Below are 15,752 nucleotides of genomic sequence, written 5' to 3' on the forward strand. Positions count from 1 at the left end.
TATATGTTTTGAGGCTTATGTGCATATATATACACATAAACTGGGCAAAGTGCGAGGGCAAGAATGACTCGGGAGCTTCGGCTTTACCTTTCCGGTGTAAACCACTCTCCGCTCTCGTGGTCTTCTTCTGTTGGATTTTCAAGGTTTTCAAGTCCTAGTCGGGGAAACTTGCTTTCCCTGACATCAAGAGAAGGGTGAGTGAACCAGCTCTTGCCCCTCTTGATAGCTATAAAGTAGCCTCTCCTTATAAGCTCACGGATACTGTCGGGAGAATAGCCGAGCTCGGAAGCTACCTCAGAAGAAGGCATAAGGGTTATGCTCCGTTTCTTCTCCAGTAAAGGGGCAAGTATCGTATCCATACTCCTGATAAGAGCCTCTTCAATAAGCTCTTTCATCAACTCTGCGTTCATCTCGTTCATAGCTTTCTCAAGTTCTCTCCTGTCAGGCTCCTTCTGGAATAGCTCCACAAGAGGTTCTTCCGCAACCTCAAGAGCCCTGATATACCTCTTTCTGTTTTCCTCGTCTCCCTTTATGACTACCGGCGGGTAGCCTCTGGAGATAAGAAGGTAGTTGAGTATAACCCTGCCCGTCCGTCCGTTCCCATCTGGGAACGGGTGTATGCTCTCAAAGAGGACGTGCTCCTTTGCAAGGAAGTCCGTGAAGTCTCCGGAACCTGCGTTCTCCTTTACCCAGTCCACGTAGAGCTTCATCCACTTCTCCAGATGAAATGGAGATGGCGGTCTTAACCTCGCTCCCGCTATTCTGATTTCTCCCTTGCGGTATTCTCCTCTTTCCCCGAGAACTCCCTTATTGATCTGCCTTATAAGGGACTCCGAGAAGATGAACTCCCCCGTTTTGTAGTTCTCATAGGCAAGCCCGTAAACGAACAGGGCGATTTTGAAGTAGTGCAGAGCTACCTCTTCGTCCCTTGTTATTGCTCCTTTCCCTGACAGGACGGCTTCCATCTCCTCTTCCGATACGAAATGTCCCTCAATCATAATGGAGTTCCTCGTCTCTTCTTTGAGGAGATAGAGCCACTCTTCAAGCGGAGGAAGACCGCCGAGTTCTTCTATCAGTCTCTTCCTCAAACTAATCAGCTCATAAGTGTTTCGCATACAAAGAGGATAAATCTCAATAGCTTGGTTTTCAAGGACAAGAGAGTGTTTCGGTAAGTGGGGGAATCCCCAACCGTAACACTACAAATCTCTCAATCCGTAACCCAAGCTCCAAGGTTTATGTGGATACCTGCACATAAAAGATTTCTTCCGGTCAGACGTTTATGTGTATATGCACACATAAAAACTGTTGTGCTCAGAAAGCCGTCTCTATCAAGGCTCTCAGGTATTCAAAAGTGTCCGAGTCGTCATACACATGTATGCGTAGAGGTTTCTTTCTACCGTCCCACACACTCAGGATTTCCACGGCTCCTACCAGCACCTTCACCAGTATCTGTCTGTCGTAAATACGGATACTCACCAGGATGCTGTTCTGATTCCAGGCAAGGACTACCAGTTCAGGAGAGTGGTCAATGTAGTCTCTTAGAATATCCAGAACAAAGCAGAGCGTATGAACCGCAGGAACGTCTTTATAGTAGCTGAGGAAAGACTTTACGACGGGATTGAGATACTCTTTTTCTACTTTAACCCTCATATGAGAAATAGCGCAAAAATTGTTTATGTGCATCTACCCACATAAAACCGGCTCAGAATTTTGCGCTATACAGATGGATGAGCGGGGTTTTGACCGTCAAAGACGTCGCTCAGATGCTCGGAGTGACAGAACAGCAGGTAAGGAGACTGACGTATAAGGGAAAACTGCCGGGAAGAAAGTGGGGAAAGAAGATCATCTTCCTCAAGGAAGAACTGGATGAATACTTCAGGAGTTTGCCTTTTGTAAATCCTATGGTAGACAAGCTAAAATAGGAGTATGCCGAGGGGAGAGGGCTATCTCAGGAAGAGAGGAAAGAACTGGTATTTCGAGTTCATGTATCAGGGTAAACGATACTATGTCAAGATAGGGAATGTCGCTAAGACCGTTGCACGAGAAATCGCTAACGAGATAAGAGCTCAGGTAATCCGGGGAGAGTGGATACCACCGAAAGAGAAAAACACTACCTTCAAGGAGGTAGCGAGAAAATACCTCGAATGGTATGAAACCCGCTCACACGCAAGGAAAAAGGCAAAGGACATACACAGATACAGAGTAGAGAAGCTCGTGGAGTACTTCGGGGACTATCAGCTCCAGAGGATTTCATATTTCACGGTAGAGCACTACAAGAAGAAGAGACTACAGAATGGAGTAGGTAAAGACACGATAAACAAAGAACTGACCGTTCTCAAAAGTATCTTCAACAGAGCCAAAGAGCTGGGCTTGTTTTCCGGAGACCTGCCGAAGATAGAGAAGTTCAGGGATGTTGAGAATGAAAGGCTCAGGTATCTCACTCCCGAAGAGGCTAAGAAGCTGATAGATACCTGCCCCGAATGGCTCAAACCAGCAGTAATATTTGCTCTTAATACGGGACTGAGAGCGGGAGAGATATTCTCCCTCAAGTGGGATCAGGTAGACTTCAAGAACAGGAAGATCTACATAGAGCCAACAAACACAAAGACAAAGAAGATCTACAAGATACCGATGAACAAAACTGTGTATGAATTACTGATGAAGCTAAAGGAAGAGCAAAAGGAAGGAGGGATAGACCACGGGTATGTTTTCATCAACTCGAAGGGGGAGCCGTATAGTGCAGAATGGAACGGATACAGGAGAGCCTTTCAAACAGCTTGCCGAAAGGCAGGTATAAAGAACTTCCGATTTCATGACCTCAGGCACACTTTTGCTTCTTGGGTAGCGATGAAATCAAAGGACATATATGCAGTTCAGAAACTCCTCCACCACTCAGACCTTTCCATGACAAAGAGATATGCCCATCTGACAGATGAATACCTTCAAGAAGTAGTGGACAGTATCGACTTCGGCAGTATTTCGTCAACGGGATAGGGGAGAAGCGGGAAATCCTCGGGGCGAGCGGACTTGAACCGCCGACCTCTGGCTCCCGAAGCCAGCGCTCTACCACCTGAGCTACGCCCCGTCAGTTAATTAATTATACGAGGAGGAAACAGGGGAAGAGAGGTTTAAGAATCCTCTCCCCCTTTGCTGTCACCGCTTGGGGCTGTAGCCGGCTGATAAGCTTCTTTGGGTATGAATTGGAAGTCTCCGTCTTTAAAGTCAACCACTATCTTCATTCCATCCTTAACTTCACCCCTGATTATCTTGTCAGCTAAAGGTGTTTCAATGTACCTCTGTATAGTTCTCTTTAGAGGTCTTGCACCAAAGGCAGGGTCATAACCCCGTGCAACGAGCTCGTTTTTAGCCTCATGGGTCAGCTCAATCTCTATATCTCTTTCTCTGAGTCTGCGGTTTACGTTGGCAACCAAGAGGTCAATAATCTGAGATAGCTCCCTCATCGTGAGAGGTTTGAAGACTATCACCTCATCAACCCTGTTAAGGAATTCAGGTCTGAAGAAGACCTTGAGCTCTTCAAGAACTTTATCCTTAGCCTTTTCAAACTCCCTTTGAACTACATCTTCGTTGGCGTCAACGGGTATGTTAAGTAGGTACTGGCTACCTATATTTGAAGTCATTATGATAACCGTGTTTCTGAAGTCAACGGTCCTTCCATGGGAATCTGTGAGCCTTCCGTCATCAAGAACTTGAAGGAATAGGTCAAATACCCTTGGGTGAGCTTTCTCAATCTCATCAAGAAGTATGACCGAGTAAGGTTTTCTTCTAACCGCCTCGGTAAGCTTTCCACCCTCTTCATATCCCACGTATCCTGGAGGTGCGCCTATTAACTTAGCAACGGAATGCTCTTCCTTAAATTCGGACATATCCAGCCTTATAAGGGCATCCTCTTCACCAAAGAGGAGTTCTGCTAGTGCCTTTGAAAGCTCTGTTTTACCTACACCGGTTGGTCCAAGGAAGAGAAAGCTGGCTATCGGTCTTTTGGGGTCTTTCAGACCAGCCCTGGCTCTCCTCACCGCCTCGGCTACTGCCTTTACAGCATGCTCTTGATCAACAACCCTCCTGTGCAGCTCTTCTTCAAGTTTAAGGAGTTTTTCCATCTCCTCCTCTTTCAGTCTTGTAACTGGTATCCCTGTCCATTCGGAGACAACCTGTGCCACATCATCCCATGTGACAACGAGCTCCTCAGCTTTCTGGGATTCAAGGGCTTTCAGCTCCTTTTCAAGGTTTACCTTCTCTATCTTAAGCTGGGCTTCCCTCTCATAATCTCCCTTTTCAGAGGCTTTAATGATTTCTTTATCAAGCTCGTCTATCCTCCTTTTTAGCTCTTTAGCCTTAACGTCTACACTACCGAGCTTTTCCATGAGGAGCTGTCTTTCCTTCTCAAGCTGAACCTTCTGAACTTTGAGCTGGGCTTCCCTCTCGTAGTTACCTTCAAGGTTTGCCTTCACTATCTCCTCTTCTAGAGCTTTTAGCTTCCTCTCAATTTCTTGTATCTCAGGAGGTACGGATATAACCGAAAGTTTCTTTCGTGCGGAAGCCTGGTCCAGCGCGTCTATAGCCTTGTCGGGAAGCTTCCTGAAGGTCACATATCTCCTTGTGAGTTTTACCGCAGCCTCTATAGCCTCGTCAGATATTTTCACCTTATGGTGCTGCTCAAGTTTTGGTCTCAACCCCTTGAGTATCTCTAAGGTCTCCTCCTCCGAAGGCTCGTCAACGTATATGGGTTGAAACCTCCTCTCAAGGGCAGGATCTTTCTCTATGTATTTTCTATATTCATCAACGGTTGTAGCACCTATAACCCTTATCTCACCCCTCGCGAGAGCCGGTTTCATTATATTACCGGCATCAACGGCACCTTCAGCCTTTCCCGCACCAACTATAGTGTGTATTTCATCTATAAAGAGTATTACGTTACCCTTTTCCTTCACTTCATCAAGGAGGGCTTTCATCCTTTCCTCAAATTCACCTCTGTACTTGGAACCGGCAAGTAGTGTCGCCATATCAACTGCCCATATCTCCTTGTCCTGAAGCTCCGTTGGAACTTCCTTGTTTACGATTCTCTGAGCTAAGCCTTCAACTATCGCTGTCTTACCAACTCCTGGGTCTCCCACCAAGACAGGGTTATTCTTTGTTCTCCTCAGAAGTACCTCAATCAGCTGGTTTATCTCCCTCTCCCTTCCTATCACAGGGTCAAGCTTACCTTCCTTTGCAAGCTGGGTCAGATTCACGCCGAACCTCTCAAGGGGAGATTTCTCCTCTTCTTTCAGCTCCTGTCCTACATCTTTCATCTCTTTTTCACCTCCTAATACCTGATTTATTAATCTACCTCCGATTGTATCCTTTGCCTCAACCAGAGAGGCACCTATATGGGAGGGTTGCACCTGGGTTTCTCCCTCACTGACAGCCCTGTTCTGGGCGTCCTCAAGAACTCTTATCAAGTAGGTGCTGTAATCAAAGCTTGGTTTCTTCCCAAATACTCTTTCCGCTATCCTGTCAATAACCCTGTCGGGCGATATCCCTATCTCCTTTACCTGTTGAATTAGGGAAGAATCCTCTATAGCCTTTCTTATGAGTCCGTCTATTGAAAGCCTGTTGTCAAGGAAAGCTCTCACGTCCTCTGACTTGAATACCGAGGTTAAACTCCTTTCAACACCCTCCAGCTGTCTGCGGTAATTTTGCTCCAGAGAGTTGAGTCTTCTGAGTTCAAGCTCAAGACTTTCCAATGTCCAGTAATCCCTGTACCTGCGTGCCTGTTCCAGCTCCCTCTGAAGCCTGTCCTTTGCCTGTCTTATCCGCTGAAGTTCCGTCTGAACCCCACCTATGTCTGACTTTACCTGCATTATCTGGGAGCGGAGGTTTATGAGGTGTTTCGCTTCCTGTTCAACTGCCTTTTCAATCTGTTCCCACAGGTTGCCAAGGTGTTCCCTTATCCTTTTAAGAAACTCCTTCCTTTCAACCCCTCTCTTTTCAAGGAACTTGGCAAGGGGAGAACTCTCATCTGACAATAGGGCTATCAGGAGGTGGTCTGTATCCACTTTCGTGTCACCCTGCTGACGGGCTATCTCCTTTGCCGTTTCCAGATACTCAAGGGAACGTGCCGAGAACAGATTTTCGCTTATCATTCCTCTTCCTCCTATTTAATTGCTATTATAATATTTCTTGAGTATATTATTGTCAAGTTTTTCTGAGGCGGTTTCCACCATTCATAAATAGTCTTTTCCAATAGAAGGGTATTAATACTCCTCCCCGCTCCACATATCGTGTGTGAACCTGACCACCCTGTTCCTCCCGCCTTCCTTTGCCTTGTAAAGGGCTACATCTGCGAACTTAACACACTGCCAGAACTTTCCTTCACAGTCCTTGGGAAACTCCGAAACTCCTATACTCACTGTCTTCTTTAAAACTCCCCCAGATACCTCTATAGGTCTGTTCTCAACCGCCTGTCTTATCTTCTCCGCTACCCGCTCAGCAGCTCCTTCTTGAGAATCCACAAGGAGGACCATTATCTCTTCCCCGCCAAACCTTATCACATAGTCCGCTTCCCTGACGTTATTTTTTATAGTCTGGGCTATCTCTTTTAGAACCCTGTCACCTACATCGTGTCCGTACTTGTCGTTGACCTGTTTAAAGTAGTCTATATCTACCATGAGGATTCCAAGGATAGTCCCCCTCCTCTTTATCTGGGCGGATAGTTTATCCACGATCTCCTCAAGGAATCTACGGTTGTATAGCCCTGTAAGCTGGTCCACGTAGGACTGTTGCTGGAGCAGCTCCATAAGGCTCTTAGACTCTAAAACGGGGGAAGCTTCCTGGAGATACCCTTTAATGTAGGGTATAAGCATCCTTACGAACATGTCCATGTCTTTCTCGTAAACTATCTGGACTACGCTACCTACCTTTCCACCTATGTTTACGGGTATGCAGTAGTACTGGATTCCATGAGTTGAACACAGCTCGTTATGGGCGAATCTCGGACATATACACGGGAACTCCTGGGAGTCCACATCGTGTCCTGTTCTCTTAGCCCTGCACTCGTTAGCATTTTCCAGAATCACCTCAGAGCACCACATACTCTCACCCTGAACCGCAATCGGGCGCATCGCATTCCTGCGTTCGTCAACTTCGTAAATTGAAAATTTGTCCAGGCTCATGTAGTCTCCGAGTATCGTCTCAAGCCTTTCGTATATCTCAGCCTTCCTTATATCCTGCTCTATAGTCCTCTTGAAATGGGATATCTTTACCAACTCTTCAACTATCTTCTCCGTGTCCTTGAGGGCGTTCTCCGTTTCCATAACGTTGTAGCCTATGAGCATTGAAACTTTCTCCCTGATGTTCGTGAGTATGAAGTTCAGCTGCTCACCGACCATGTTTATAAACTGGGCAAGTTCCCCAGCCTCGTCCCTCAGGTCCGTTTCAAGCCTGCTTTTAAAGTTTCCCTCTTTGAAATTGCCCAGAACCTTCTTCATATCCTCAAAGAGCCTTCTGTAGGGGTCAAAGTGCTTTACTATGACCAGGAAGAGGAATACGAATATGCCTCCGGCGGTTACCGTGTAAAGTCCCAGCATAGTGAAGGCTTCATTCTTCTTCCCAGTTAAGTCCACGGCAAGGCTGATAGCGCCGAGAACTTCCCCCTCTTTTACCCTATGACACTGAAGACAGTTCACCTGCCCCGATGAGGAGGCTACGTAAGGTATCACCAGCCTGTATATGACCTTGTCCTTATCCTCAAGCAGGACCTTCTTAACCTTACCGGTATTAATAACCTCCCTTTCAATAGGGTCCGCAGGATTTTCCTTCTCCATACCGTTACCGAACTGCCTCTTGACCGCCTCACCTCTCAGTATCCTTATATACTCAAGACCTCTGGTATCCTTTATCTGTTCAAGGAGCAGGTCTTTCCTGTCTATAACGTTAAGAACCATATAGGAGGTTAAAGTGTCTCTCACAAGCTCCGCTATAGTCATGGCTTCCTCTTCAGAGCCTTCTATTACGCTCTTTCTGAAGAAGAAAGCCACTATACCTACCGTGAGTATAAAGAGAGCTAAAAGCAAAGCCCCCGTCTTCAGTACCAGACGTCCCCTCATTCCCCGTAACATACTAATCACCTATTGTTTTAATCGGCACTACCGCCGGCGGTTTGACCATGGGCGTGAACCTCTTCAAGCTCCCTTAAGAAGCTCTTTCTAAATTCCTCCCTGAATTTGTGGGAGTAAAAAGCTATCTTAGCTGTGTCCCCTTCAATTCTTACCCATACCTTTCTGTGAACCGTATAGAAGGCAACCATCATACCAAGCACCAGCACTATTGAGCCAAGCCATATTACGTTGGTTCCAGGATGGAAGGAGACCTGGAACCCGGAGTAGAATTGAGGAGAAAAACCATCCATGAAGAAAACGTAGGGGAAATCCTCAAGCTCCTTTATCTCTGAGTAAACCATGACGGTTATCTGTGGGTCGTAAACCACAGGTATATTGTAAGCCTTCCTCTTCCAGAGGACTTTGAGAACCACTGCCGGCGCTAACTGCCCCTGCATACCTGCCTGGGGATTGTTTATGTTCAGAACCACCTTCTCAACTGATATAAGCATGTCTTTAAACTCGGTCACCTTACCGCTTCCAACGGTAAACCTCCCAACTATGGCTTCCCTCACATCCTTCTGAGCTTTATCCTTATCAACAACTACCACTCCCATCTCCCTAACACCGCCTGTAAGCCCGTAGGAAGCTTGAAAAATTCTATAGCTTCTGAATACGAAAGGCTCGTTCACCTCCACGGTGCCCTCTGCGACCTTCTCTCCCGAATTTATTATCTCTACCTTACTCCTGTAAGAGGCTATGGCATCTTTAAAAGCTTCGGCTACCCTTATCCCCTTCTCCTGAGCCTCATCTCCGTAAGTTATTATCTTGAACTCCTTCAAATGAATTGCAAAGGGTAGCTTGACCCTCTTATCGTCCGCACCCACCAGCATTATGTTTGATGTTTCTCCTTCAGGTACAGGAAGGAAACCCCTCACACCAAAAATGGCGTCTATCAAGGCACCAGCCATTATCACCAGAAGGGCTATGTGAACTATGTATACTCCGAGTCTTGAATACTTCCCCTTCTCCGCAAAGAGATACACCCTGTTCCCTTCTTCCTCCTTAAAAACCCTGAAGCCCTTACTTACCAGAAGGTTGATAATATCCTTAGGGTCCTTTATCCTGACCGATATGGGTTTAAGGTGCTTTTCCGCTCTCTCGTCAAGCTTGATGACTCTTTCGCTGCCGAAGGTCTGCCTCCAGATTCTTGGTAGCCTCTTTATTGAGCACACTATTAGATTGACGGCGAGCAGGACTATGAGGGTTATGTAATACCATGAGTGGAAAACATCGTTCAACCACAGCTTCCAAAACCAAACGGCTTTTGTGGGTCCGAACTTGTCAAGGTAAGCTTCAAAGGGCTGGAGCTGCTGAATATATGTGGAGCCAAGCATTGAAAGTATACCGAGCAGAAGCATTATGAATATGGCGAGTTTCAAAGAGGCAAAGAGGTCATATACAAACCCAAACAGGTTTCCATGCTTCCTGTAATCCTTTATGAGGTCCTTAAAACCTCTGAACAGGGTGACTCCAAGTCCTGTTACAAACAAGAGGGCTGACGCACCAAAGATGCTCCAGTATACAAGGTTTGGCTCCTCAAGGTGAAAGAGCCCGTATATGACCACTCCTGCAAACAGTATGAGGGTGGCAACGAAAAAGCCGAAGGATTGAATAAATGAAACCATGACGCTGAGTTTCATATTTTAAACCTTTCCTCGTAAATTTCCCTGACTTTTCTCCTTATCTCCTCAAGGAGTTCTTTGGAGATGACCTCTACAACTTCGTAGCTTCTATCTCCCAGCTGAACGCTGGGCATCTGGACGTAATAACCCCCGTAGCGGTTCTTCATCAGTTTGACGGTCTTAATGACTATAAGCTCTCCTATCTTCACGTCTGCGTAGCCCACAAGACCGCCTCTCTTTCCGGGAAGTTCAAAGGGGTAGAACTTGATAACTTCAACCTTAACCACGGCATTTTTAGGATAATACTTATCATGTTATTCTTCAAAAAATCTGATATAGAGAAGAGGGCTGAGAAAGGTGATAAGAGCGCAATCCTTGAGCTTCTGAGAAAGGGTAAAAGAGAGAAGGCAAAGAAACTCCTTGAAAAGTATGAAAGCGACCCAGACCTAAGGAAGGTTCTCTTTGACCTTTACTTGGAGGAAGAAAACTTTATGCAGGCTTACAGGCTCCTTGAAAGATACGGGAAGGAGCTTGGGACCGCAAAGGAGAGGGGGCTTGTATATGAGAAGGTTGGAAACTATGCAGGAGCTGTTGAGGAATACCTCAAGGTAGGGGACTTTGACAGTCTGCTGAAAGTGGGGAACATACTCAAGGCAACAGGCAAGAGGGAGAAAGCCCTTGAAGTACTTGAGAGGGCTCTGAAGATAGCTCCACCCTCAAAAAGGGAGGAGGTTGAAGAGAAGATATATGCGGTGAAGAGGGAGCTTGGGCTTGTTGAAGAGAAGAAGGAGAACCTCTTAGAGAAGCTGAAGAGGGGACTTAGGAAGACAAAAGAGAGCGTTGAGTTCGGTATCGTGTTCAGAGGCAGGAAGGTAGATGAGGAGCTCTTTGAGGAGCTGGAGGAGCTCCTGGTTAAGGCTGATATAGGTGTTAAAACGGCTGTCGCTCTCGTTGAAGACCTGAGGAGGATAGCTTTAAGGAAGAATATAAAAACTTCTGAGGAGCTCAAAGAGGTTACCAAGGAGAAAGTCAAGGAACTCCTTAAAGGGTGCGAAGGAACTCTGAATATCCCGGAGGATAAGAAACCCGCTGTAATTCTGTTCTTAGGTGTAAACGGTTCTGGGAAAACCACAACCATAGGGAAGCTTGCCTACAAGTTTACAAGCGAGGGGAAGAAGGTAATGCTTGTTGCCGCTGATACTTTCAGGGCTGCCGCCATAGAGCAGTTAGAGGTTTGGGCTAAAAGGTCTGGAGCGGACATAACTAAGAAACATGAGGGGGCTGACCCTGCTGCGGTGGTCTATGAAGGGGTGGAAAGAGCCATCAAGGAAGGACACGACATAACTCTTATAGATACAGCCGGCAGACTCCACACCAAGGAGCCCCTTATAAACGAGCTCAGAAAGGTGAAGAAGGTTATTCAGAAACTCCTTCCTGAAGAGCCGACGGAAACCTTGCTGGTCTTAGACGCCACCATAGGGCAGAACTCTATCCAGCAGGCTAAGGTGTTTAAGGAGGCTGTGGACATAAGCGGTATAGTTGTAACCAAACTTGACGGTTCAGCCAAAGGTGGTGCGGTCATAGCCATATGCAGGGAGCTGAAAATTCCTATAAAACTTATAGGCGTCGGAGAGAGTATAGAGGACCTTCAGCAGTTCAGCACCGAAGAGTACGTTGAAGCTCTATTTGACTAAAGACTCCAACTTTTCCCTCTTTAACCTCCTAAGAGTAACCCTGTTGAGGGCTCTCCTTATCCTTTCGTCTTCCCTGATGAGAAGGGCTTTTCTGTAAAGCTCCTCCGCACTTTCAAGCTTGCCCTCAAGTTCCGCACACAACCCCTTGTTGTAAAAGAGAGCGTAGGCGTCCCCTTTAATAGCTCTGAATAAACTGCAGGCTTCTTCAACCCTTCCATCTTCGGCAAGTTCTATGGCTTTCTCAAAGGAGTTTCTGTCCTTCACTCCCTCATCGTCGTCTATAAATTCAGCCACAACAGTCACCGGATGAGGTGCTATATCCTCTATGAGTTCCCTTATAGCCTCTCCCTTTGCCCTGTCAAGCATACGACTAAAGCTCGGAGGCGGGTACCCATAGTCATCACAGTGTTTCTCTGTATAGTGCCTGGTTATACGTCTTGAGTAAAGTATCTTCCCCCTTTCAACGCTTATCAACTTTGGCACCATTGAAAATTCCAGCTCGTAGGTCCTGCACCTGACGGGATACTCAACAGCATCAACACACTCCTTTATAAGCCCGGAGCCTTTTGTTTTCGTGCACCTGAACCTCTTCTCATAGTACGTGCCTGTGCCACTTGCATACTCAACCACACCGGTAAGAAGTCCTTCAGCCTTAAGAAGTCTTCCAAGCTCTGAGCTCTCTCCGGTAAACCCGCTGGAGGAGAACTTCAACTCATTTACAACCTTGTCAATCTCGTTTCTGCTCACAAGGCTGAAGTAGGGCTTGCCTTCTACATTTACCTGTAGAAGTTCTGCCTCAAGCTCTGAAGCAAAAGCCTTACCATCCATACTCGTGCTTTCAAAGGGCAGAACCGCAAGCTTTTTAAGCCCACCCTCATACCTTCTCGGAGGTTCCAGGTAGCTTATATTTACCCTGGGCTTTGCACACGAAAAAAGCAGAACCGCAGTAATCAGAAGGCAAAATATCCTCATCAGCAGTGTATTATAATGCCCAGAGGAGGTGTAAAGATGCCCGCTTACGACCCATTCTCATACATGTTCAACTTACTGTGGTTCATATTTATATTCTTCCTAATACTAAGTCCATGGTTTCGCAGGGTTTCCCTCCAGAGGGCAAGAGAGGCAGCTATAAGAGCCATAGAGGATAAAAGGAAGAGCAGGGTGATAACCATGATACACAGGCAGGAAGCTATGGGTTTCCTAGGGATACCCATATTCAGGTTCATAAACATAGAGGACTCGGAGAGGGTTCTGAGAGCCATAAGGATGACACCCGATGATATGCCCATAGACTTCATAATCCACACTCCGGGGGGTCTTGCCCTTGCTGCAACTCAGATTGCCAATGCCCTTGTAAAACACAAGGCACCGGTTAGAGTCATAGTTCCCCACTACGCCATGTCTGGGGGTACACTCATAGCCCTTGCCGCGGATGAGATAGTAATGGACCCAAACGCAGTCCTTGGTCCCGTTGATCCTCAGATAGGGCAGATGCCGGCAACCTCCATACTCAAAGTTCTGGAAAAGAAGGAGCCAAAGGATATAGACGACCAGACCATCATACTTGCAGACGTTTCCGAGAAGGCTATAAAGCAGATGAAGGATTACCTGCTCTGGCTTTTGAGCACAAACGGTATGGATAGAGAAAAGGCTGAGAAAATAGCACAGGAGCTTGCGATTGGAAAGTTCACCCACGACTACCCCCTTACGGTAGATTACCTGAAGGAGCTTGGTCTTCCTGTGAATACAGAAGTCCCGGAAGAGGTTTACGCCCTGATGGAGCTTTATGAGCAACCTATGGGTGCACAACCTCCTTCGGTTCAGTACATACCGGTACCCTACAAGCAGGCGCAGAACTCGGGTGCTAAGAACTCCTGACGGCAAGCTTCAAAGCCCACCTGTAGCTCGTGTAGAGTATGAGAACACTCCCGAGGAGTCCTGCAAAAACCAAGGCATAGAGTATAACTATCTGATATAGTATGGCGCTCATCGGGTCTGCACCTGCCATCAGCATACCCACAGCGACCCCCGGGATATGAACCAACCCGGCAGCCTTCATAAAGTTTATCTTTGGTATGAGAGAAGCCCTTAAGCTGTCAATGAAAGCCTCCTTCATGGCAACCCTCAGGCTTGCTCCAAGAGCCACCTTGGCTTCAATCTCATGTCTGCGATTCTTTACCTCTCCGAGAAACCTATCAAAAGCCAGGGTTATTGAATTTAGTGTGTTTCCAACTATTATCCCTCCAAAGGGGATAAGCTGGTGAGCCTGAGGCTTGAGGATACCAACAACCAGGAGGGGAATTAAGGTCAAAAAGGTTGTGGTAGTTATTGAAAGAAAGCCCGTGAAGAGAACGGTTACACTTTTGACTCTCTCATAGGCTATGAAGGCGGAGATAAAAGACATACCGAGTATCACAAGGAGAAGCCCCGGTAAGGAGTTAAGCTGCAGTAGATACTTCAATACGTATCCGAGGAGAACAAGCTGCACCGCTGTTCTTATAGAGGACAGGAATATCTCCTTCCCGTTGCCTAACCCCTCCTTCCAGGCGAGCAGCATAGAAAAAACGATAAGGAAGTAAGATAGGAGAAAAGCACTCTCTTCCATGGAGTTTAATATTTTCTAACATTTCGGAGTTATAATTAAGAGCGTGTTATGAGTTGTTGGCAGGGAATAATAAACCAGTACAGAGAGTTTTTGCCCGTCACCGACAAAACCCCTGTTGTGACACTCCTTGAGGGAAACACTCCCCTCATTGAAGCCCCCAATCTGGCTGAGGCTATAGGCTTCAAAGGAAAGATATTCCTGAAATACGAGGGATTAAACCCGACCGGCTCCTTTAAGGACAGGGGAATGACAGTTGCGATCTCTAAAGCCGTGGAAAATGGTAAGGAAGCCGTCATATGCGCCTCAACGGGAAACACCTCCGCCTCCGCAGCCGCTTACGCTGCAAGGGCAGGTCTCAGAGCTTACGTCCTGCTCCCAAAGGGAGCCGTAGCCATAGGTAAACTCTCCCAGGCTATGATTTACGGTGCAAAAGTTCTCGCTGTCAGGGGAACTTTTGATGACGCCCTGCACATAGTCAGAAAGATAGGTGAAAAGTATCCTGTGGAGATCGTTAACTCGGTAAACCCCTTCAGGATAGAAGGGCAGAAAACGGCAGCCTATGAAGTATGTGATGCCTTGGGAGACGCCCCTGACTATCACTTCATTCCTGTTGGAAACGCTGGCAACATAACCGCCTACTGGAAAGGTTACAAAGATTACAAGAAAGCCGGAAAGATAAATAAACTCCCCAGAATGATGGGCTGGCAGGCAGAGGGTGCCGCACCCATAGTCAAAGGCTACCCAATAAAGAACCCACAGACCATAGCAACCGCTATAAAGATAGGTAACCCCTATAGCTGGAAGAACGCCCTCAAAGCGGCTGAAGAATCCGGCGGGAAGATAGACATGGTGAGCGACGGTGAGATACTCAACGCTTATAAAACTATAGCTTCAACCGAGGGTGTGTTCTGCGAACCAGCCTCAGCGGCGAGCGTTGCAGGACTCATAAAACTCACCAGGGAAAGGTTCTTTAAAGGCGGGGAGGTGGTGGTTTGCACGCTCACGGGTAACGGACTCAAAGACCCCGATACGGCGATAAAGGTGTGTGAAGAGCCCGTGACAGTTCCCCCCGAGATAAACGCTGTAGTCAGAGAACTCGGTTTCTGATGGAGTGGATTTATAAAGAGATTATAAAGGTAGGTAAACTCCTGTTCTCAGAAGGTCTTGTGAGTGCCCGTTCTGGCAACATAAGCCGGGCTTTCATGGAGAGGCTGTATATAACGAGGACGGGTTCAAGCCTTGGAGCTTTGAGAAAAGAGGACATAATTGAGCTACCCCTCAAAGAGACACACATCCTTGATAAAAGAGCTTCTGTGGAGCTGTCAGTTCATAAAAAGATAATAATTGAGACAGAAAGGCGTGCAGTTGTACACGCTCACCCCGTATACACCCTCCTTGTGTCTTACGAAAAGGAAGAGGTGGTTCCTGTAGATTCAGAGGGTAGAGAGATACTGGGAAGTGTGCCGGTCCTTGAGCTTGAAAAACCCTCAGCTTCCGATGAGCTCGCTGAGAGAGCCTCTTCCTCCCTTAAGTATCTCCCTGTGGTCATCGTGAGGGGACATGGTGTCTTCGCAGCTGCAGATGAACTTTACAAGGCTTACAGCTTCATATCAACCCTGGAACAATCCTGTAAAATACTCTTCTTGAGAGGTTCTTAGCTCAGGAGGTAAGG

The 15,752-nt window shown here is 46.9% G+C and carries 14 protein-coding genes, 1 tRNA gene and 1 pseudogene; 7 read left to right on the forward strand and 9 right to left on the reverse strand.

From position 1 onward, the window contains the following. Positions 1-83: 83 nt before the first annotated feature. Both BCF55_RS04910 and BCF55_RS04915 read right to left on the reverse strand, forming a co-directional pair. A complete protein-coding gene (locus BCF55_RS04910; RefSeq protein WP_245960403.1) occupies positions 84-1,088 on the reverse strand; it encodes a Fic family protein in 1,005 nt (334 codons plus the stop codon). A gap of 223 nt (positions 1,089-1,311) precedes the next feature. Further along, a complete protein-coding gene (locus BCF55_RS04915) occupies positions 1,312-1,650 on the reverse strand; it encodes a hypothetical protein (protein WP_121010830.1) in 339 nt (112 codons plus the stop codon). 77 nt (positions 1,651-1,727) lie between these two features. Between BCF55_RS04915 and BCF55_RS04920 the strand changes: the two genes are divergently transcribed. Together BCF55_RS04920 and BCF55_RS04925 are read left to right on the forward strand one after the other, a co-directional pair. After that, positions 1,728-1,922, forward strand: coding sequence for a helix-turn-helix domain-containing protein (locus BCF55_RS04920; RefSeq protein WP_121010833.1), 195 nt, complete (start codon positions 1,728-1,730; stop codon positions 1,920-1,922). Between the two features lie 4 nt (positions 1,923-1,926). Then, on the forward strand, positions 1,927-2,994 hold the full coding sequence (locus BCF55_RS04925) for a tyrosine-type recombinase/integrase (protein ID WP_121010836.1): 1,068 nt from the start codon (positions 1,927-1,929) through the stop codon (positions 2,992-2,994). Between the two features lie 18 nt (positions 2,995-3,012). Here BCF55_RS04925 and BCF55_RS04930 read toward each other — a convergent pair. From BCF55_RS04930 to BCF55_RS04950, 5 genes are all read right to left on the reverse strand, one after another. Further along, positions 3,013-3,085 (reverse strand) — tRNA-Pro (locus BCF55_RS04930). A 43-nt stretch (positions 3,086-3,128) separates the two neighbouring features. After that, entirely contained in the window at positions 3,129-6,143 is a 3,015-nt protein-coding gene (locus BCF55_RS04935) for an AAA family ATPase (protein WP_121010839.1), read from the reverse strand. 111 nt (positions 6,144-6,254) lie between these two features. Continuing rightward, a complete protein-coding gene (locus tag BCF55_RS04940; protein ID WP_245960404.1) occupies positions 6,255-8,105 on the reverse strand; it encodes a GGDEF domain-containing protein in 1,851 nt (616 codons plus the stop codon). Between the two features lie 29 nt (positions 8,106-8,134). After that, positions 8,135-9,799 (reverse strand): cytochrome c biogenesis protein ResB, encoded by a 1,665-nt coding sequence (resB, locus tag BCF55_RS04945; RefSeq protein WP_245960405.1) that lies wholly within the window; start codon positions 9,797-9,799, stop codon positions 8,135-8,137. Then, positions 9,796-10,068, reverse strand: coding sequence for a septation protein SpoVG family protein (locus BCF55_RS04950; RefSeq protein WP_121010845.1), 273 nt, complete (start codon positions 10,066-10,068; stop codon positions 9,796-9,798). The genes resB and BCF55_RS04950 overlap by 4 nt, the downstream gene beginning before the upstream one ends. Positions 10,069-10,272: 204 nt before the next feature. Between BCF55_RS04950 and BCF55_RS09890 the strand changes: the two are divergent. Both BCF55_RS09890 and ftsY read left to right on the forward strand, forming a co-directional pair. Then, positions 10,273-10,482 (forward strand): annotated as a pseudogene (locus tag BCF55_RS09890) (signal recognition particle-docking protein FtsY); the annotation flags it as partial. Positions 10,483-10,689: 207 nt separating this feature from the next. Then, a complete protein-coding gene (ftsY, locus tag BCF55_RS09895) occupies positions 10,690-11,475 on the forward strand; it encodes a signal recognition particle-docking protein FtsY (RefSeq protein WP_425480288.1) in 786 nt (261 codons plus the stop codon). Here ftsY and BCF55_RS04960 read toward each other — a convergent pair. Then, positions 11,464-12,447 carry a tetratricopeptide repeat protein gene (locus tag BCF55_RS04960; protein ID WP_121010851.1) on the reverse strand — a complete coding sequence of 328 codons (984 nt, stop codon included), beginning with the start codon at positions 12,445-12,447 and terminating at the stop codon, positions 11,464-11,466. The two genes, ftsY and BCF55_RS04960, sit on opposite strands and share 12 nt — an antisense overlap. Before the next feature lie 36 nt (positions 12,448-12,483). Here BCF55_RS04960 and BCF55_RS04965 point away from each other — a divergent pair, with 36 nt between their 5' ends. Then, on the forward strand, positions 12,484-13,353 hold the full coding sequence (locus tag BCF55_RS04965; protein WP_121010854.1) for an SDH family Clp fold serine proteinase: 870 nt from the start codon (positions 12,484-12,486) through the stop codon (positions 13,351-13,353). Here BCF55_RS04965 and BCF55_RS04970 read toward each other — a convergent pair. Beyond that, positions 13,340-14,080 carry an ABC transporter permease gene (locus tag BCF55_RS04970; protein ID WP_121010857.1) on the reverse strand — a complete coding sequence of 247 codons (741 nt, stop codon included), beginning with the start codon at positions 14,078-14,080 and terminating at the stop codon, positions 13,340-13,342. The two genes, BCF55_RS04965 and BCF55_RS04970, sit on opposite strands and share 14 nt — an antisense overlap. A gap of 48 nt (positions 14,081-14,128) precedes the next feature. Here BCF55_RS04970 and thrC point away from each other — a divergent pair, with 48 nt between their 5' ends. Both thrC and BCF55_RS04980 read left to right on the forward strand, forming a co-directional pair. Next, positions 14,129-15,187, forward strand: a complete 1,059-nt coding sequence (thrC, locus tag BCF55_RS04975; protein ID WP_121010860.1) for a threonine synthase — start codon at positions 14,129-14,131, stop codon at positions 15,185-15,187. After that, entirely contained in the window at positions 15,187-15,738 is a 552-nt protein-coding gene (locus tag BCF55_RS04980) for a class II aldolase/adducin family protein (RefSeq protein WP_121010863.1), read from the forward strand. Before thrC ends, BCF55_RS04980 begins: the two co-directional genes overlap by 1 nt. The last annotated feature ends 14 nt before the right edge of the window (positions 15,739-15,752 follow it).

It is taken from the genome of Hydrogenivirga caldilitoris (assembly GCF_003664005.1).
Taxonomy (GTDB): domain Bacteria; phylum Aquificota; class Aquificia; order Aquificales; family Aquificaceae; genus Hydrogenivirga; species Hydrogenivirga caldilitoris.

Excerpts from the sequence above, each read along its gene's own strand:
- BCF55_RS04920 (WP_121010833.1), top strand. The coding sequence starts at position 1,728 with ATGAGCGGGGTTTTGACCGTCAAAGACGTCGCTCAGATGCTCGGAGTG.
- BCF55_RS04965 (WP_121010854.1), top strand. The coding sequence starts at position 12,484 with ATGCCCGCTTACGACCCATTCTCATACATGTTCAACTTACTGTGGTTC.
- BCF55_RS04970 (WP_121010857.1), bottom strand. The coding sequence starts at position 14,080 with ATGGAAGAGAGTGCTTTTCTCCTATCTTACTTCCTTATCGTTTTTTCT.
- thrC (WP_121010860.1), top strand. The coding sequence starts at position 14,129 with ATGAGTTGTTGGCAGGGAATAATAAACCAGTACAGAGAGTTTTTGCCC.
- BCF55_RS04960 (WP_121010851.1), bottom strand. The coding sequence starts at position 12,447 with ATGAGGATATTTTGCCTTCTGATTACTGCGGTTCTGCTTTTTTCGTGT.
- BCF55_RS04980 (WP_121010863.1), top strand. The coding sequence starts at position 15,187 with ATGGAGTGGATTTATAAAGAGATTATAAAGGTAGGTAAACTCCTGTTC.
- resB (WP_245960405.1), bottom strand. The coding sequence starts at position 9,799 with ATGAAACTCAGCGTCATGGTTTCATTTATTCAATCCTTCGGCTTTTTC.
- BCF55_RS04940 (WP_245960404.1), bottom strand. The coding sequence starts at position 8,105 with ATGAGGGGACGTCTGGTACTGAAGACGGGGGCTTTGCTTTTAGCTCTC.
- BCF55_RS04915 (WP_121010830.1), bottom strand. The coding sequence starts at position 1,650 with ATGAGGGTTAAAGTAGAAAAAGAGTATCTCAATCCCGTCGTAAAGTCT.
- BCF55_RS04925 (WP_121010836.1), top strand. The coding sequence starts at position 1,927 with ATGCCGAGGGGAGAGGGCTATCTCAGGAAGAGAGGAAAGAACTGGTAT.
- BCF55_RS04935 (WP_121010839.1), bottom strand. The coding sequence starts at position 6,143 with ATGATAAGCGAAAATCTGTTCTCGGCACGTTCCCTTGAGTATCTGGAA.